Raw genomic sequence first — 16153 nt, forward strand, 5'->3', positions numbered from 1 at the left:
TTTTCCGCAACCCTGTTTTATTTTGATATTGCCGGGCGCTAATTCTCGGTAGCACCTTTTTTGAGAGAAATAATGAACCGTTTTTCAGTTGCATTTTTTTATCTGGTATCGACTTCACTATTATCAGCGACATCACTACCATCGTTTGCCGCAGATCAGTTGACCACGCTCAACCTCAAGCCTCACTTCAAGCCTGACCTTAAGCCCGACTCTAAAATCGCACAGCAATTCAAAGCAATCTACACAAAAGAAGCTGCGTGGCGGCAGGCGCAGACTGGTGAGTTTGACGAAGATAACGATCGTGGTGTCAGTTCAGGTTTACCCAAGGTCGGTGCTGTGGTACAGCACGCAAAGTTGGTGTATTGGTCGGATGTTATACGCCAGTTAGACAAGATCAATCCTCTAGCCTTATCGACGGAAGATCAGATCAATTACGCCGTATATCGCGCCCAGATCAAAGCCTTGCTGAATGACCAGATATTGATGGAATATCAAAAACCCTTGAACGCCGATTCTGCCTTTTGGTCCGACCTGACCTACGCCGCCAGAAAACCTTTATTCAGCTTGCTTGACTATCGTAATTACATCGCCCAGTTAAAAGATGTGCCCCGCTATTTTTCAGAAAATATTAGCAATATGCGGGCAGGATTGCAGCGTGGCTTTACGCCACCTAAAGTGACTTTGCTGGGACGCGATGCTTCGGTTGCGTCCGTGATCGACGCCAAGACGGTACAAGACACGGTGTTCTACACGCCGTTCAAGAACATGCCTGCGACACTTAGCGCGGATCAGCAAAATCAGCTACGTGCTGAAGGTATAAAGGTGATTCAGGATTTGGTGATTCCTGCCCATAAAGAGCTACTGGTTTTTTTGCAGACAGAATATTTCCCCAAAGCGCGTAATGAGCTGAGTGCCGAGAGCCTGCCAGATGGCAAGGCGTATTACCAAGCAAAGATACAAGAGTTCACCACACTGGATTTATCACCAGACCAGATACATCAAATCGGACTGACCGAGATGGCAAAAATTCGCCAGGAAATGTCAGCCGTCATTCAACAAACAGGATTTAAAGGTGACTTGCCTGCGTTCCTTACTTTTTTACGTACCGACCCTCAGTTTTATGCAAAGACGCCGCAAGACTTATTAATGCGCGCTGCCTATATCGCTAAAAAGTTTGACGGCAAAGCGGCTAATTTTTTCGGTTATTTGCCGCGTATGCGTTTTGCAATTACTCCCGTACCAGATGATCAGGCACCGTTTTATACATCGGGTCGTGGTGGCCCTGGCATTTATCTGGTGAATACCTACGACTTGCCGTCGCGGGCTTTGTATAGTTTGCCGGCGCTGACCTTGCATGAATCCGCTCCGGGCCACGCCTTCCAAATGCCGATCGCGATGGAGCAAAAGCATCGTCCAAAGTTTCGGCAAGGCTATATCTCAGCCTATGGCGAGGGCTGGGCTTTATATGCCGAGCGTTTAGGTACAGAGATGGGCATGTATGAAACTGCTTACGAAAGCTTTGGCATGCTCAGCTACCAAGCCTGGCGCGCCGCGCGTTTGGTGGTGGACACGGGTATCCATGCCAAAGCCTGGACTCGGGCGCAGGCACAAAGCTATTTGCATGAGAACACCGCCTTATCCGAACATGAAATAGAAACCGAAGTTGATCGTTATATCTCATGGCCAGCACAGGCGCTGTCATATTATTTGGGAGAGATGGCGATCTGGAAAGCTCGCCACAAAGCAGAGGCGGCCTTAAAAGATAAGTTTGATCTGCGTGCTTTTCACGACACGGTATTACAACTTGGCTCGGTGCCGTTGCCGGTATTGGAAGCACGGATTGATCGCTTTATTGCAGAAGGTGGGAAAAGTCCGTATGCCGTTAATGTGGATCATCCCGACGGCTAATAAAGCCAAGTTTAAAGCTGAAGTTTAAAGGTGATGTTTGCAGATGAGGCAGAATATACTCCCCATTAATTTTATTAAAAATAGCCGCCAGACCAGTAATTGTATGGACGATCTAAATATACTTAATAGGAGTATATATTTGTGCGAGTTGCGTTGTTAATGCTGAAGTTTAATAAATCGCTAGATGCTTGATCATGTTTGCGATCAGATTGATCGCTGAATCTAGTTCTGAATTAGCTTTCTAATCTAGTCTCTCGTCAGAAATTGCCCCAGCCATCGCCGCATCGCCTGGTCATACACTCGATCCGCGATCCGGGCAAAACAGACCAACACCAGTAACAACAGCACACCAGAGAATGGCGCAAAGTCGGCAAGATCATGTAGCCCCATTTTTTTACTAGCGATGGTGACTAAAATAAATATCGGCACATGCAAAACATATATCGCGTAACTGATTGCCCCGAGAAAAACGCAGATTTTTTTCAGACCAAGAGAGCGAGGTTCGGATCTGGCGGCGAGCACAACAATCAAGGGAAATAAAATGAGCACCGCACCCAAGTCATACCAGGGACGGATGGCGTCAGTCGGTGTCACGGACAGAGTCAGCAGCGTCAATAAAAGTAGTATGGATGATGGAAGTTTAAAGTCCGCCAATACACGCCTTGATGCATCGCGCAAAGGAGCATCGTTACCCTGCGCACCACCTTGCACACCGCCTTGTACACCACTCAGCCGCGCAATCAATAGACCCATACAAAATGAATACAGTACTCGGGGTATTCCGCCCACCGCATGGGTCCACTTGTAACCTACATCGAGGCTGCCAAAATGTACCGTGCAAGCTAGCAAAGCGATGGCAGAAATGGCGATCGTTAATAGCAAGATGCTCGTGTTCAAAAAACGGTGCAAGACCGCATACAAAGCATTGGCGATAAGTTCAAAAAATAGCGACCAGGATGGCGCATTGATCGCATATAACTGGGGTGTAAAAGGTGAGGGCAGCAGCAATATCGCCAACCCCGAGTTAATCACTAAATCGCTGGTACTCCACTGTGCGGCATTCTTCCCTGCCAACACACTAGCCGCGAACGACACAATTCCCAGCACAGTGGCTAACGCGTACAAAGGGTAAAGCCGGATCAGTCGCAATCGCATAAACCCGCCGGCGGATAAACCATCGGCCAGCCGTTGCGAATAGGCTTTAGCGATGACAAAACCGCTTAAGACAAAAAATAAATCTACCGCCAGATAGCTCTCAGGGAAGTACACCTGACCAAAATAATCCGCAGTATGAAATAACACAATCAGCAAGGCGGCAACACCGCGTATGCCATCAAGCGTCTGGTATTTGTGGAGAGAAAAATCAGTCACGCTTTTGACCAACGTAATTTGCGCCAGGCCGTCTGTTGGCTAGTGTTAAGAAAAGTCCATGCAACAAAGCGACTTTGTTTTTGCCCCTGAACCATCGCGATGGTTTTACTGTCATGTACGCCAGCTTGTTTTAGTGCTGCATAAATACCCGGCAGGTTGGCTGATTTGGACACCAAACTACTAAACCAAAAGCAGCGCGTTGGTATCTGAGCGCTTTCTTTAATCATACGCTGTATGAATACCAGTTCTCCACCTGGGCACCAGAGCTCGGCATCGTGCCCACCAAAATTGAGTAATGGCGATGTTGTAGATGCTAGCGAGTTTGCTATGTTTACTGAGGTTATAGTGGGCGTACTTGCAGCTTCTTTACCAAGATTTTCCCATTTACGTTGCGTCCCGGCGCTAGCTTCTTTGACGGAGCTATGAAAAGGTGGGTTACATAAGCTCAGATCAAACCAATCATCATTGCTAACGACGCCTTTAAAAATCGTATTGGCCGAGGTTTGCAAGCGCAATTGTATTGTTGATTTCATCGCAGGATTTGCCTCTAAAATCGTCTGCGCATTGGTGATTGATTCCGAGTTGATATCAGTACCGACAAAATGCCAGCCATATTCCTTATTGCCGATCAGCGGATAAATACAGCTAGCGCCCACACCAATATCTAACACTTGTACCGCTGACCCTTTTGGTATTTTTCCAGCGTTGCCAGATGCCAGCAGATCGGCAAGATAATGCAGATAATCCGCGCGCCCTGGTATAGGTGGACATAAATTATGTGCCGGAATATCCCAGCCCTGAATACCGTAATAATCCTTAAGCAACGCTCGGTTGAGGGCTTTTACTGCGACAGGATTAGTAAAGTCTATGGTGGTTTGTTGATGTGTTTGCTGTTGCGGTTGTTGCGGTGTTTTTTGATGCGCGTTGGTGCTCACCAGCATTGCCAGCTCAGCATCCAATGGCGTCAATCTGGCAAAGTCATAGTGACCTTGATGTCGATTCCGTGGGTGCAAGTGATGGCTGCTATTGGCCGTGCCTGATGGTGGCGTAATTTTTATCATTGTAGGAGGAGTTTTTTAACCGGAATTTAATCCCAGTTAAGATTTTTCTTATTAATGTTCTGGTCGGTAGCGTGCTAACAGCTTAGCAAATTCCCCGTTCTTCACAATCGCATCAATCGCTTTATTAAGCTCACTCAGTTTGACCCGACCGTTTTTAGAGACAGCACATTTTGTGTTGAACTGCTTAATGATTAAAGGGGGATTGAGCGTAACAGAAAGATCGCCCAGCCTGAGATGTTCATTTAAATTTGACATGGTCGTCGTCATATAATCAAAGCGACCAGCCATTAACTTGCGCAAAGATGAGTCAATCGACGGGGCATCATCACGTAAAAAATTTTTACCTAATTCATTTTCTAGTTCGGGGTAAGTAAAGCCTAATACCGTACCTATACGCTTATTTTTTAAATCTTGGATAGAAGCAGGTTTAGGCACACTACTGACAGATATGACGATGTCCGCCACGGGAATAAATGACTGACTCCAATCAAAATCACCCGGCATCCAAGGCGGAATAAAGCCGCAAAGAATATCACCACTACCTGATTTTAACGCAGGAGAAAATCGCTTACGAGGCAGATCAAGAACTATGAGAGTACGCCCCATTTGCTCTGCCAATAGCTTCCCAAGATCGGTCTGAAAGCGTCCGACAAATGCACCATCGGCTGTTTTTTTGGTGATCTCTTCTTTTTCAATGACCACCAACTCGCCACCAAAGGCAGGCGCGGCAAATTTAGCAAAGAGAAGGAACAGGGTGAGCAGTGATATTCGGGAAAGAGCCATTTGATATCCGGAGTGACAATTGATCGTCTTACTCAAAATAGTTTAACTATGTCCCGATTACTATGTCACATCGCAATGCGCGACGCAACTTTGGATTTGCGTTGGAAGACCGACTTTTACCCGGGTGCTGGGCTTAATCAAAGTAATCGAACTATTTACGGAACATGATTTATGCTCCTAAATGTGCCAATGACGCAAAAACTTTGGAGCATACTGCAACTCTTTTATTTCATATTGACAGCAAAATTACTGGGAGTGTCTGTAGGCAAAAATCAGAATTTGTTGAACCACTGGAATAAAAATATGATTGTTGAGATTTTTATTGCGGTTTAAGAAATATGTATTGGTAAGCTCATAGCTGAGATTTGCCAAAAAGGATCTACTGGCGAAATCAAAATCATTGCTATAATTTCATGAAATATATTTATCTCAATTCTTTTTTTCGCGATTTCTACTGAGTTTTTCGTAGGTGATTCTGAAAATAGAAACCAAATCAATCAGAACGTTTTTGAAGGATCGTCATGAAAAGTATTGGATTTTTTAATAACAAAGGTGGAGTTGGTAAAACTACTTTGATATGTAATTTGGCGGCATCATTGTCAAAGGTAAAAAATCAGAAGGTATTAATTATTGATGCAGATCCACAATGTAATGCTTCGGCGTATTTGCTTAATGATGATGAATTGGAGGGGATTTTATTAGACGATACCCACTATAGTTTAGATTCGTTTTATGAACCCGTCCGTCGTGGGCAAGGATATCCAACAGAACTGCCTACAATTGTTAGAAGTACTAGATTCTGCGTTGATTTAATCGTTGGCGATCCTAAGTTGTCAATTCGTGAGGATTTATTAGCTACCGATTGGGCGTCAACAAAAAATGGAGATCCTAGAGGATTTCAAACTACATACGCGATCAAAGAATTAATTAGTCGCTTGGGAAACTATGATCTCGTGCTTGTTGATATGGGACCATCTTTAGGTGCATTGAACAGGTCAGTATTGTTAGCCGTAGACTATTTCGTCATGCCGCTTTCAGTTGATATTTTTAGTCTGATGGCAGTAGAAAATATAATTAAATCATTTCAAAATTGGATGACTGGTTTAAACGATGCAATTGAACGGCATCAAAAGCAAGAAGGTTGTGCATTTCAAATTCAAAATCATGATGTCAGTTGGAGTTTAAAATTTTTAGGATTTGTAATGCAGCAATATCAGGCGAAAAGCAAAGGTGGAACTCGCCAACCCGTCATGGCATTCGAGCGAATAATCGAAAAGCAGACAAAAGAAATTAATAATCTTTGCTTATTTTTCAATGTGAATCCAGAAATGGTTGATTTAGGTGTGATACCAACATTAAGTAGTGTAGTCCCGTTATCGCAACAAGCGCATGCACCGATTTTTGATCTTGGATCTAAAGACGGAATTGTTGGTTCTCAATATTCACGGGTTACAGAGGCAGGTGAATTTTTTCATAGTATTTCCCAAAAATTCTATGAAAGAATTTCTCAATGATTCATTGGCCAATTGAATTAGTGCAAGCAATAGGTAGAAGACGTTGCGTAATAGTCATTGGTGCAGGTGTTTCGAGAAATTCACAAAACATAGCTGGAAAAAGACCCGCAACGTGGGAGCAATTTTTAAAAGGATGCTCTCAAACTCTTGACAATACAGAGCATATCGATGAATTAATCAATAGGAAAGACTTCCTAACGGCTTGTGAACTAATCAAAAAAAGGCTTAAGCCAGACCAATTTATTGACCTAGTGCAAAAAGAATATCAAGGTTAAGGATACGGCCACGCAGCTATCCATGAACATATATTCAATTTAGACGCGTCAATAGTGGCGAGTCCAAATTTTGACAATATTTATGATACTTATGCCTCAAACACATCCAAGAGCACAATCATAATAAAAGATCACACTAGTCAGGACATTGCGAATTATTTGTTGGGGGGCGACGTACGATTGCTTCTTAAAACCCATGGATCTGCGAACACTCCCCAGGAGATAATTTTTACAAGAAATGATTATGCGAAAGCTCGTACAAAATACGTACTTTTTTATGAAATTCTTAAATCATTAGTGTTAACACATACTTTTTTGTTTGTTGGCTGTGGTACTGACGATCCAGATATACGTCTTTTGTTTGAAGATGTTCAGTTTGCTCATGGGCGCATGCCATTCCATTACATGACTTTACCGAGAGACGAAGTTCATCCCGCCGTGCTAGAAGTTGCGTCGGAATCTATGCGGTTAAAATTTATGGAATACTCCTCAGATAATGGTCATGAGGAATTAACAAATTCTCTCAAGGATTTAGTCAAATTGGTTGAAGACTTCAGAGGTCAAAAGGCAACTGACCTAAGGTGGTAGGTAAGCTGTTGATCACTCAATTTACTCTAAAAGTAAAATTTAGTGCGGACTGTGGAAATTGAATTGAATAGCACATTCAGTTTGAACGGCAAAAAATAAGGCTCTCACGAGGAGAGCCTTATTTTATCTATGCTGGCGGAGAAACGGGGATTCGAACCCCGGGTAGGCTATGAACCTACGCACGCTTTCCAGGCGTGTGACTTAAACCACTCATCCATCTCTCCGGATTTCGCATTGTTGCTCATTTGCGAAGCTCGCAATTATAGCAGATAAAGTTTTGGCAGCAAATGTTTTGTTCTGGCGCCCTCTGTCATAGGGAGGCAACTTTAGCTGGCGTGCTCCACGCTTGTTTTTTTATGATTATTGTCAGATTCCGATTGCTAAATTATTTCTATGCCAAGTAGATGCGCCTCTTGCTGAGGCTACCGTTATAATGCCGCTCCATGAACTTACTCAAAACGCTCGCCACTATTAGTGGCATAACCATGCTATCGCGGATCACTGGCTTGCTTCGTGAGGTACTGATTAATAGTGCTTTTGGTGCAGATGCTTTGACTGACGCTTACAACGCTGCGTTTCGTATTCCTAATTTTTTCAGGCGCTTATTTGCTGAGGGTGCGTTCTCGCAAGCCTTTGTGCCAATTCTGGCCGAATATAAGAATCAAAAAGGGGATGAGGCGACTAAAGAGTTGGTGGATGATGTCGCTACTGTCTTGACGTGGGCATTGCTTTTGACTTGCATCATTGGCGTGGTCGGAGCGCCAGTTTTAGTCTATTTGTTTGCCTCGGGATTTGCTGACAATCCTGTTAAATTTAATGTCACGGTGATGATGACGCGCATCATGTTCCCTTACATTGGGTTTATGTCCTTAGTGGCATTAGCGAGCGGGATTTTAAATACGTGGCGCGAATTTAAAATCCCAGCTTTTACTCCAGTGCTATTGAACGTCTCATCGATTCTAGGTTCATTGTATCTGGCACCTTTATTAGCGCAGCCGATTTATGCTTTAGCAATTGCGGTATTTGTCGGCGGTGTAATGCAACTGGCGATACAAGTACCGTCCCTGGTGCGGATCGGGATGTTGCCACGTTTTCATTTAAATCCTTTGTTTGGTTTGCGCGACCCTGGTGTGCGTCGTATCTTGCGGCAAATGGGACCGGCCGTATTGGCGGTTTCTGTCTCTCAGATCAGTGTATTGATTAATTCGACCTGGGCATCGCATTTGCGGGATGGCAGCATGTCTTGGTTGGCATCGGCGGATCGGTTGATGGAGTTTCCGACTGCTTTACTTGGCGTTGCACTAGGTACGGTTTTATTGCCTAGTTTGTCGAAGGCGAATTTTGATGCGGATACACATGAATATTCTTCTTTGCTAGATTGGGGTTTGCGCCTGACCTGTTTGCTGGCGATGCCTGCCGCAGTTGCGTTGGCGACGTTACCGGTTCCCCTCACAGCGACTTTGTTTAACCATGGCAAATTTGGTGCCGAAGCCGTGCATATGACCGCGCAGGCGGTAGCGGCATATGGCATAGGATTGACGGGATTGATCGTGGTTAAAATTTTGGCGCCGGGATTTTATGCGAAACAAAATATTCGCACGCCGATGAAAATTGCGGTGATCGTGATGATTTCTACCCAGCTGATGAACTTGCTATTTGTGCCCTACATACAGCACGCTGGCTTGGCGTTATCAATAGGCTTGGGTGCCTGGATGAATGCGACCTTGTTGTATATGGGCTTGCGGCGTCGGGGTATTTATGTGCCAGAAAAAGGATGGCTACTTTTTTTGGTGAAATTACTCGTGGCACTGGTGTTAATGGGTATCGTTGCAGTTTTGTCCGCAAATCAGTTTGACTGGATTGCTTTGCGTAGCAACGGGTGGATCCGTTTTGCTATTTTGCTGGGTATTATTTTGACCTGCATGGTGACGTACTTTGCTTCTTTGTTTGTAATGGGATTTCGCCTGAAAGATTTTCGTAAAAGCGAGCGCTGAAGCATAAACATGTGCATGTGTTAGCAGATGTATTGACGCATGTATTAGCGTATATCAAAGCGCATGTAAAAACGTCGCTCCAGTTTTTTCTGGAACGACGTTAGGTGAGACTGGTTAAGCGAGAATTGTTAAGTGACATTTACTAAGTGACCGCTAGTAAGTAATATCTACCAAGCGGTAGTCACTAATTGATCTGATGTAATTCAGATCAATCCAGCGGATTAGCTACCCAATCTATCCCACTTATCAATTGCGACTAGCAAGATTTCATCAATCTCGGCAAAACGATCGTTCAGCTTTTTGACTTCATCTGACGAATTATTTTTGTAGAAATCGCTATCAGCCAAAGTTTCAGTAATCGCTTCTTGTTCTGCTTCAAGCTTGGCGATGTAGGCTGGCAATTCATCTAATTCTTTTTGCTCTTTGTAGCTGAGTTTCTTTTTGGCTGCCAGTGCTACTTTCGGTTCTACTTTAACTTCTGATGGCGATGCATTCTTCACTTTTTTTGTGACGGGGACGCTATTGCGATAACGCTCCCAATCACTGTAACCACCAATAAATTCGCCCCATTGTCCATCGCCTTCTGCCACGATGACTTGTGTGACGACATTGTCCAAAAAGGTTCTATCATGGCTGACCAAGAAGACCGTACCATCGTAGTCTTCCAGCAGTTCTTCCAGTAATTCTAAGGTATCAATATCCAGATCATTGGTTGGCTCATCCAACACCAAAACGTTGGCTGGTTTGGCAAACAAACGGGCTAGCAGCAGGCGATTACGTTCACCACCAGACAATGACTTCACCGGAGAACGAGCGCGTTCTGGGGCGAACAAAAAGTCGCCCAAGTAAGACATCACGTGTTTGCGCTGGCCATTGATTTCGACAAAATCACTACCCGGAGAAATAGTCTCTGCCAAGCTCATTTCATCATCTAACTGAGCACGCATTTGATCAAAATAGGCGATTTGTAATTTGCTACCTTGTTTGATGGTGCCGCTGTCCGGCTCATCTTGCCCGAGAATTAATTTCAGCAGGCTTGTTTTACCCGCACCATTTGGACCAATCAAACCAATCTTATCGCCGCGCATGATGATGCTGGAGAAATCGGTAACGATGACTTTTTCGCCAAATGATTTGCAGACGTTTTCCAGTTCCGCGACGATCTTGCCTGAACGTTCGCCAGTAGTGACATCCAGTTTGACCTGACCTTGCTGATCCCGGCGCACGCTACGTTGCGCACGCAGATTTTCCAAACGTTTGACACGACCCTCGTCACGTACGCGGCGCGCTTTGACGCCTTTACGTATCCAGACTTCTTCTTGTGCTAAAAATTTGTCGAACTTGGCATTCTCAACTTCCTCATTTTCCAACTGTTCTTCTTTGCGCGTTTGATACGTCGTGAAGTTGCCGGGGTAAGAGGTAATTTTGCCGCGGTCTAACTCAATAATTCGTGTCGTGACATTATCCAGGAAGCTACGGTCATGGGTAATAAACAGCACGCTACCTTTGAAGTCGCGCAATAAAGCTTCTAACCATTGAATAGACGAGAAATCCAAATGGTTAGTCGGTTCATCCAGAAGCAACACATCGGGCGCACTGACCAAGGCACATGCTAGCGCGACACGTTTTTTCATCCCGCCAGAGAGCGTACTCATGATCGCATCTGCGCTCAGATTTAGCTTGTCTAAGGTAGTCTCAACCTTATTAGTCAGACTCCATGCATCTGCCGCATCCAGTTTGATCTGGATGTCATGCATACGCTCCATCAAAGCGTCATCATTGTCGCCACCAAACTGACCGGTCAGCTCTTCATATTCTTGCAAAAGCGCAGCCATCTCGCCCATACCGGATGCCACCGCATCAAAGACTCTGATGTCAGGCGAAAATTGTGGCTCTTGTTCGACATACGCGATCTTGATGCCTTGCTGCATGACGAGTAAGCCATCATCCAATTTGGACGTGCCCGCAATAATTTTGAGCAAAGAAGATTTGCCTGTACCGTTGCGACCGATCAGACCGACGCGTTCTGCGGTCTCAATAGAAAATTCTGCATGATCGAGCAGGGCGACGTGACCGAATGCCAATTGGGCATTGCTGAGAGAAATGACTGCCATAATTACCTGGTGAACAAAAAGATGAACTGATTAGAGCGTTTGCAGATGAGACAATTTTCTTAAATACGACCGAAATTGACGGTAATCTGCTGCAATTGGATGAATAAAGGCAGTATTGTACTTGAGTGCGTGACCTCATAGAGAAAGCGCACCTCTAAAAACAGCCGAATTGATTGTTCAGCCCCGCTCAGGTAAGATGCGGCTTCTTCCAAAGAGCAAGTAATACTCCAGCTCGATTAGCGTCTCTCCGTAGCACAATGGATAGTGCACATGCCTCCTAAGCGTGGGATACTGGTTCGATTCCAGTCGGAGGGACCAAAGCCATGCTGCATTATTCTCAAATCAAAAAATATCTGGTTGTAGTGGCGCAAACAATCACGCGTTGTCTATCATTCACCTATTTGCCATCCAAGCTCATTGGCATACTGTAATAAACTCAAATTCCGAGATATTATTTTTTATCTCAGAAATACAGTAAATAGTTTGGGATGATTGATTGCCGTCGCGTTGATGCATCGGCATAGAATTGGGCTCGGTGCTGACCTTGTCCTAATCGGGCAAGGCGCACCTGGCTGCCATCGGGCATATCGGTTGCACGTACAGCAGATATAGCTATCTTACGGCTGAAGTATTACGGCGTTATGACTAGGATCAAACTAGCTTCAAACTCAAAAGCCCGGCGTAATCACTATCGGATTAAACTTGTCGTAAGAAATTGGCAAAATAGAAATTTCTGCACGAAATAAATACAGGTATAACTAAAGTATTAAAATACTCGCCTGACATTTTTATATTAATTACAGAGAGAGACAAATGGCAAAAGCATCATTTCATTGGGACGATCCTTTATTGTTGTCATCGCAGTTGACTGATGACGAGCGCATGGTGCAAGAGGCTGCACGTGTGTATTGTCAGGAGAAGCTGGCACCTCGGGTATTGGATGCCTTCCGTAATGAGAAAACGGATCCGGCAATTTTTCGTGAAATGGGTGAACTGGGTTTGCTCGGTTCGACCATCCCTACAGAATACGGCGGTGCTGGTCTTAACTATGTTTGTTATGGTCTGGTGGCCCGCGAGGTAGAGCGGATTGACTCTGGTTATCGCTCAATGATGAGTGTGCAAAGCTCGCTGGTGATGGTGCCGATCAATGAATTTGGTAGTGAGGCGCAGAAGCAAAAATATCTGCCTAAGTTAGCTACCGGTGAATGGATTGGTTGTTTTGGTTTGACTGAACCTGATCACGGCTCTGACCCCGGCAGTATGGTAACGCGGGCGAAAACTGTCCCCGGCGGATACGCGCTGAGCGGTGCCAAAATGTGGATCAGCAATAGCCCGATCGCCGATGTATTTGTAGTGTGGGCGAAGACCGATGATGGTCGTATCCGCGGCTTTATTTTGGAAAAAGGCTGGAAGGGTTTATCCGCACCGGCGATCCACGGTAAGGTGGGTTTGCGTGCCTCGATTACCGGTGAAATCGTGATGGACAATGTATTTGTCCCTGAAGAAAATCTGATGCCGAATGTCGAGGGTTTAAAGGGCCCATTCACTTGCCTGAATTCTGCGCGCTATGGTATTGCCTGGGGTGCTTTGGGTGCGGCAGAATTTTGCTGGCACACCGCGCGTCAATACACGATGGATCGTATGCAATTTGGTCGTCCACTCGCTGCGAATCAATTGATTCAGAAAAAACTGGCTGACATGCAAACTGAAATCACGATGGCCTTGCAAGGTTGCTTACGTTTGGGACGTATGAAAGATGAGGGCATTGCTTCGGTGGAAATTACCTCGATCATGAAGCGTAATTCTTGCGGAAAATCATTAGATATCGCTCGTATGGCACGTGATATGTTGGGTGGCAACGGTATCTCGGATGAGTTTGGCGTGGCACGCCATCTGGTGAATCTGGAAGTGGTGAATACTTATGAAGGTACACACGATATTCATGCTTTGATTTTGGGTCGTGCCCAGACTGGTATTGCGGCGTTTTAAATTTCTTAGGTAGTTTTAGCGGAATGACGTTTGTGCTTAAATCTAGTTGAAGAAATCAGTAGTTGATATCAAAACCCGAGATCAAAACCCGAGATCAAAATCGAAAGCAGGTAACTAGCTTGTTGCCTGGTTTTTCTATTGTCTGTCCCGACAATTTTAGATGATGGATTGTTCTGAAACACCCCTTTATTTTTTCGTCAATTGTTGTCGTGAGTTTTTGGGTTAGGTGTGTGTAGCGCATATTCGGCAACTTTCGACTGGTTGGTCAAAAGGCAGAATGCTATCGCATCTGACCCTTTGACCTTTTATTCAATGTTGCTCTTCGTACTTGAATCCGTCGGGTGATTTTATAAGGCCGTGCGGAGCGCAAATAGTTCTGGGAACAACACGACATCCAACATTTTGCGCAGATAGCTGACGCCTGCTGTGCCGCCGGTGCCGACTTTGAAACCGATAATCCGCTCCACCGTAGTCACGTGGCGGAAGCGCCAGATGCGGAAAGCGGTTTCCATATCGACTAATTTTTCTGCTAGTTCGTATAGCACCCAATGTTGCTCTGGCTGCTGGTACACCTGTAACCAGGCGGTTTTGACGGACTCGTTTGGCTCGACATTAAGCGTCCAGTCTTGCGCTAAACGTGCTGCATCAATGGCAAATCCCTGGCGTGCCATGAGCATGATGGCTTCGTCATAGATCGAGGGCGCATGCAACGCATCGGACAAGCTGGTATGTGCTTCAGTATTGGTTTCATGCACGCTCAGTAGGCTAGCGTTTTTATTCCCGAGTAAAAATTCCAGCTCACGGTATTGATGTGACTGAAAGCCAGATGAGTTGCCCAGATACGGCCGGATGGCGGTGTATTCGCTTGGCGTCATGGTTGCAAGGACATCCCATGCATGCACCAGTTGGTCCATGATGCGGGCAACCCGCGAGAGCATTTTAAATGCCGGTGGTAAATCGCCAGCGCGCAATTGCGCGCGCACCGCGTGTAGTTCATGCAGCATTAGCTTGATCCAGAGTTCGCTGGTTTGATGCTGGATGATGAACAGCATTTCATTATGGTTGGGCGAGCGTGGATGTTGTGCAGACAGGATTTGATTCAGGCCTAGATAGTCGCCATAGCTCATGTCATTTTTAAAATCCATTTTGGCGCCATGCCAAGAGACGGGGCATTTGCCTTCAGTTGCGCTGGTCGTGCCGGGAGCTTGTTCTGTGCTGTCGTTATTGATATCGCTAGTCATAATGAGTGTTTTATTTAGTAATCGAGGAGGCGTTTTAGCTTGATATCGGATTGCTCAAGTTACTGCATGACGCTCTGCATTTAACTCATAAGCTTGCGATTCCAGAATATCGCGCAAGCCTTCAACTGCATCCCATACATCGACAAAACTGGTGTAGAGCGGGGTAAAACCAAAGCGCATGATGGCAGGCTCGCGATAATCACCAATAATGCCGCGGGCGATCAGCGCTTGCATTACCGCATAGCCGTGCGGATGGGTAAAACTGACATGGCTGCCGCGCCGCGCCTGATCGCGCGGCGTAACCAACTCCAAGGATTGATTGGCGCAACGTGATTCGACCAATTGAATAAACAGTTCGGTCAGCGCTAAGGATTTTGCACGGATCGCAGCCATCGAGGTTTTACTAAATACTGCCAGACCTGATTCCACCATCGCCAAAGAGACAATCGGCTGTGTGCCACACAGCGCTCTGCGGATACCCGGTGTGCCAACAAACGACGGTGCCATTTCAAATGGTGTTGTATGACCCCACCACCCAGACAGAGGATGAGAAAACGCTGCCTGGTGGCGCGCTGCCACCCAGATAAATGCCGGAGCACCTGGCCCGCCGTTTAAATATTTATAAGTACATCCCACGGCAAAATCCGCTTGTGCCTGATTTAATTCCACTTGCACCGCACCGGCTGAATGTGCCAGATCCCATAGCATTAGAGCTCCTTGTGCATGCGCGTGCGCAGTCACTGCGACCATGTCATGTAAATAGCCACTGCGGTAATTCGCATGAGTCAGCATCACGACCGCGGTAGTCTGGTCGATCGCCGCCGCCAATTGGTCTGGTGTGTCTACCAGTTTGATTTGATAACCACGATCCAGCCAGCGGGTAATGCCCTCCGCCATATAGATATCAGTCGGGAAGTTACTGCGTTCGGTGACGATGACTTTACGATCGGCTGTAACAGGATTGCTGGCCTGAAGATGCAAAGCCGCCGCCAGCGCTTTAAATAAATTGATCGAGGTCGAATCCGTCACCACCACTTCATCCGGCGCGGCGCCAATCAGTGGCGCCAGCATGTCGCCCAGACGAGATGGCAAATCAAACCAACCTGCTTTATTCCAACTCTTGATCAGATCATTACCCCATTCCTGACGGATCACTTCTTGCGCTCTGGTCAGCGACGCTTTTGGCATTGCGCCGAGTGAGTTACCGTCGAGATAAATCACGTCCTTGGGCAAATCAAATTCTTCGCGCAAAGTGGCAAGAGGATCTTGTACATCGAGGTCGAGGCAATGCTGGCGGTGTAGTGTGGTCATGGCG

Annotated in this window: 12 protein-coding genes and 2 tRNA genes; 7 read left to right on the plus strand and 7 right to left on the minus strand. The window is 45.8% G+C overall.

All coding sequences use genetic code 11. The features are described 5' to 3' along the window. Positions 1–72 precede the first annotated feature (72 nt). Positions 73–1908 (plus strand): DUF885 domain-containing protein, encoded by a 1836-nt coding sequence (locus RGU72_RS20425; RefSeq protein ID WP_322121496.1) that lies wholly within the window; start codon positions 73–75, stop codon positions 1906–1908. 246 nt (positions 1909–2154) lie between these two features. Here the strand turns inward: RGU72_RS20425 and RGU72_RS20430 are convergent, their stop codons facing one another. Genes RGU72_RS20430 through RGU72_RS20440 form a run of 3 tightly spaced genes read right to left on the minus strand, consistent with a single transcriptional unit; the run spans position 2155 to position 5159 of the window. After that, complete coding sequence (locus RGU72_RS20430) at positions 2155–3279, minus strand: acyltransferase (RefSeq protein WP_322121497.1); 1125 nt, start codon at positions 3277–3279, stop codon at positions 2155–2157. After that, positions 3276–4340, minus strand: a complete 1065-nt coding sequence (gene rlmF, locus RGU72_RS20435; RefSeq protein ID WP_322121498.1) for a 23S rRNA (adenine(1618)-N(6))-methyltransferase RlmF — start codon at positions 4338–4340, stop codon at positions 3276–3278. The genes RGU72_RS20430 and rlmF overlap by 4 nt, the downstream gene beginning before the upstream one ends. 51 nt (positions 4341–4391) lie before the next feature. Beyond that, a complete protein-coding gene (locus RGU72_RS20440; protein ID WP_322121499.1) occupies positions 4392–5159 on the minus strand; it encodes a transporter substrate-binding domain-containing protein in 768 nt (255 codons plus the stop codon). A gap of 485 nt (positions 5160–5644) precedes the next feature. Between RGU72_RS20440 and RGU72_RS20445 the strand changes: the two genes are divergently transcribed. Genes RGU72_RS20445 through RGU72_RS20455 form a run of 3 tightly spaced genes read left to right on the plus strand, consistent with a single transcriptional unit; the run spans position 5645 to position 7500 of the window. Beyond that, complete coding sequence (locus tag RGU72_RS20445; RefSeq protein WP_322121500.1) at positions 5645–6637, plus strand: ParA family protein; 993 nt, start codon at positions 5645–5647, stop codon at positions 6635–6637. Continuing rightward, positions 6634–6912, plus strand: coding sequence for a hypothetical protein (locus RGU72_RS20450; RefSeq protein ID WP_322121501.1), 279 nt, complete (start codon positions 6634–6636; stop codon positions 6910–6912). The genes RGU72_RS20445 and RGU72_RS20450 overlap by 4 nt, the downstream gene beginning before the upstream one ends. Positions 6913–6966: 54 nt before the next feature. Beyond that, complete coding sequence (locus tag RGU72_RS20455) at positions 6967–7500, plus strand: SIR2 family protein (protein ID WP_322121502.1); 534 nt, start codon at positions 6967–6969, stop codon at positions 7498–7500. 133 nt (positions 7501–7633) lie between these two features. On the opposite strand, the gene RGU72_RS20460 is transcribed toward RGU72_RS20455, so the two are convergent. Next, positions 7634–7724 (minus strand) — tRNA-Ser (locus RGU72_RS20460). A 219-nt stretch (positions 7725–7943) separates the two neighbouring features. Here RGU72_RS20460 and murJ point away from each other — a divergent pair. Beyond that, positions 7944–9494, plus strand: a complete 1551-nt coding sequence (gene murJ, locus RGU72_RS20465; RefSeq protein WP_322121503.1) for a murein biosynthesis integral membrane protein MurJ — start codon at positions 7944–7946, stop codon at positions 9492–9494. A 221-nt stretch (positions 9495–9715) separates the two neighbouring features. On the opposite strand, the gene RGU72_RS20470 is transcribed toward murJ, so the two are convergent. Further along, complete coding sequence (locus tag RGU72_RS20470) at positions 9716–11608, minus strand: ATP-binding cassette domain-containing protein (protein ID WP_322121504.1); 1893 nt, start codon at positions 11606–11608, stop codon at positions 9716–9718. Between the two features lie 243 nt (positions 11609–11851). Between RGU72_RS20470 and RGU72_RS20475 the strand changes: the two genes are divergently transcribed. After that, positions 11852–11926 (plus strand) — tRNA-Arg (locus RGU72_RS20475). A gap of 495 nt (positions 11927–12421) precedes the next feature. Further along, positions 12422–13597 (plus strand): acyl-CoA dehydrogenase, encoded by a 1176-nt coding sequence (locus RGU72_RS20480; protein ID WP_322121505.1) that lies wholly within the window; start codon positions 12422–12424, stop codon positions 13595–13597. A gap of 347 nt (positions 13598–13944) precedes the next feature. Here the strand turns inward: RGU72_RS20480 and kynA are convergent, their stop codons facing one another. Together kynA and kynU are read right to left on the minus strand one after the other, a co-directional pair. After that, a complete protein-coding gene (gene kynA / locus RGU72_RS20485; protein ID WP_322121706.1) occupies positions 13945–14742 on the minus strand; it encodes a tryptophan 2,3-dioxygenase in 798 nt (265 codons plus the stop codon). A 150-nt stretch (positions 14743–14892) separates the two neighbouring features. Next, the gene (kynU, locus tag RGU72_RS20490) at positions 14893–16149 is read right to left on the minus strand and encodes a kynureninase (protein ID WP_322121506.1); all 1257 of its coding nucleotides are present in this window, start codon (positions 16147–16149) and stop codon (positions 14893–14895) included. Positions 16150–16153 lie beyond the last annotated feature (4 nt).

This window comes from Undibacterium sp. 5I1 (assembly GCF_034314085.1).
In the GTDB taxonomy this organism is placed as follows: Bacteria; Pseudomonadota; Gammaproteobacteria; order Burkholderiales; family Burkholderiaceae_D; genus Undibacterium.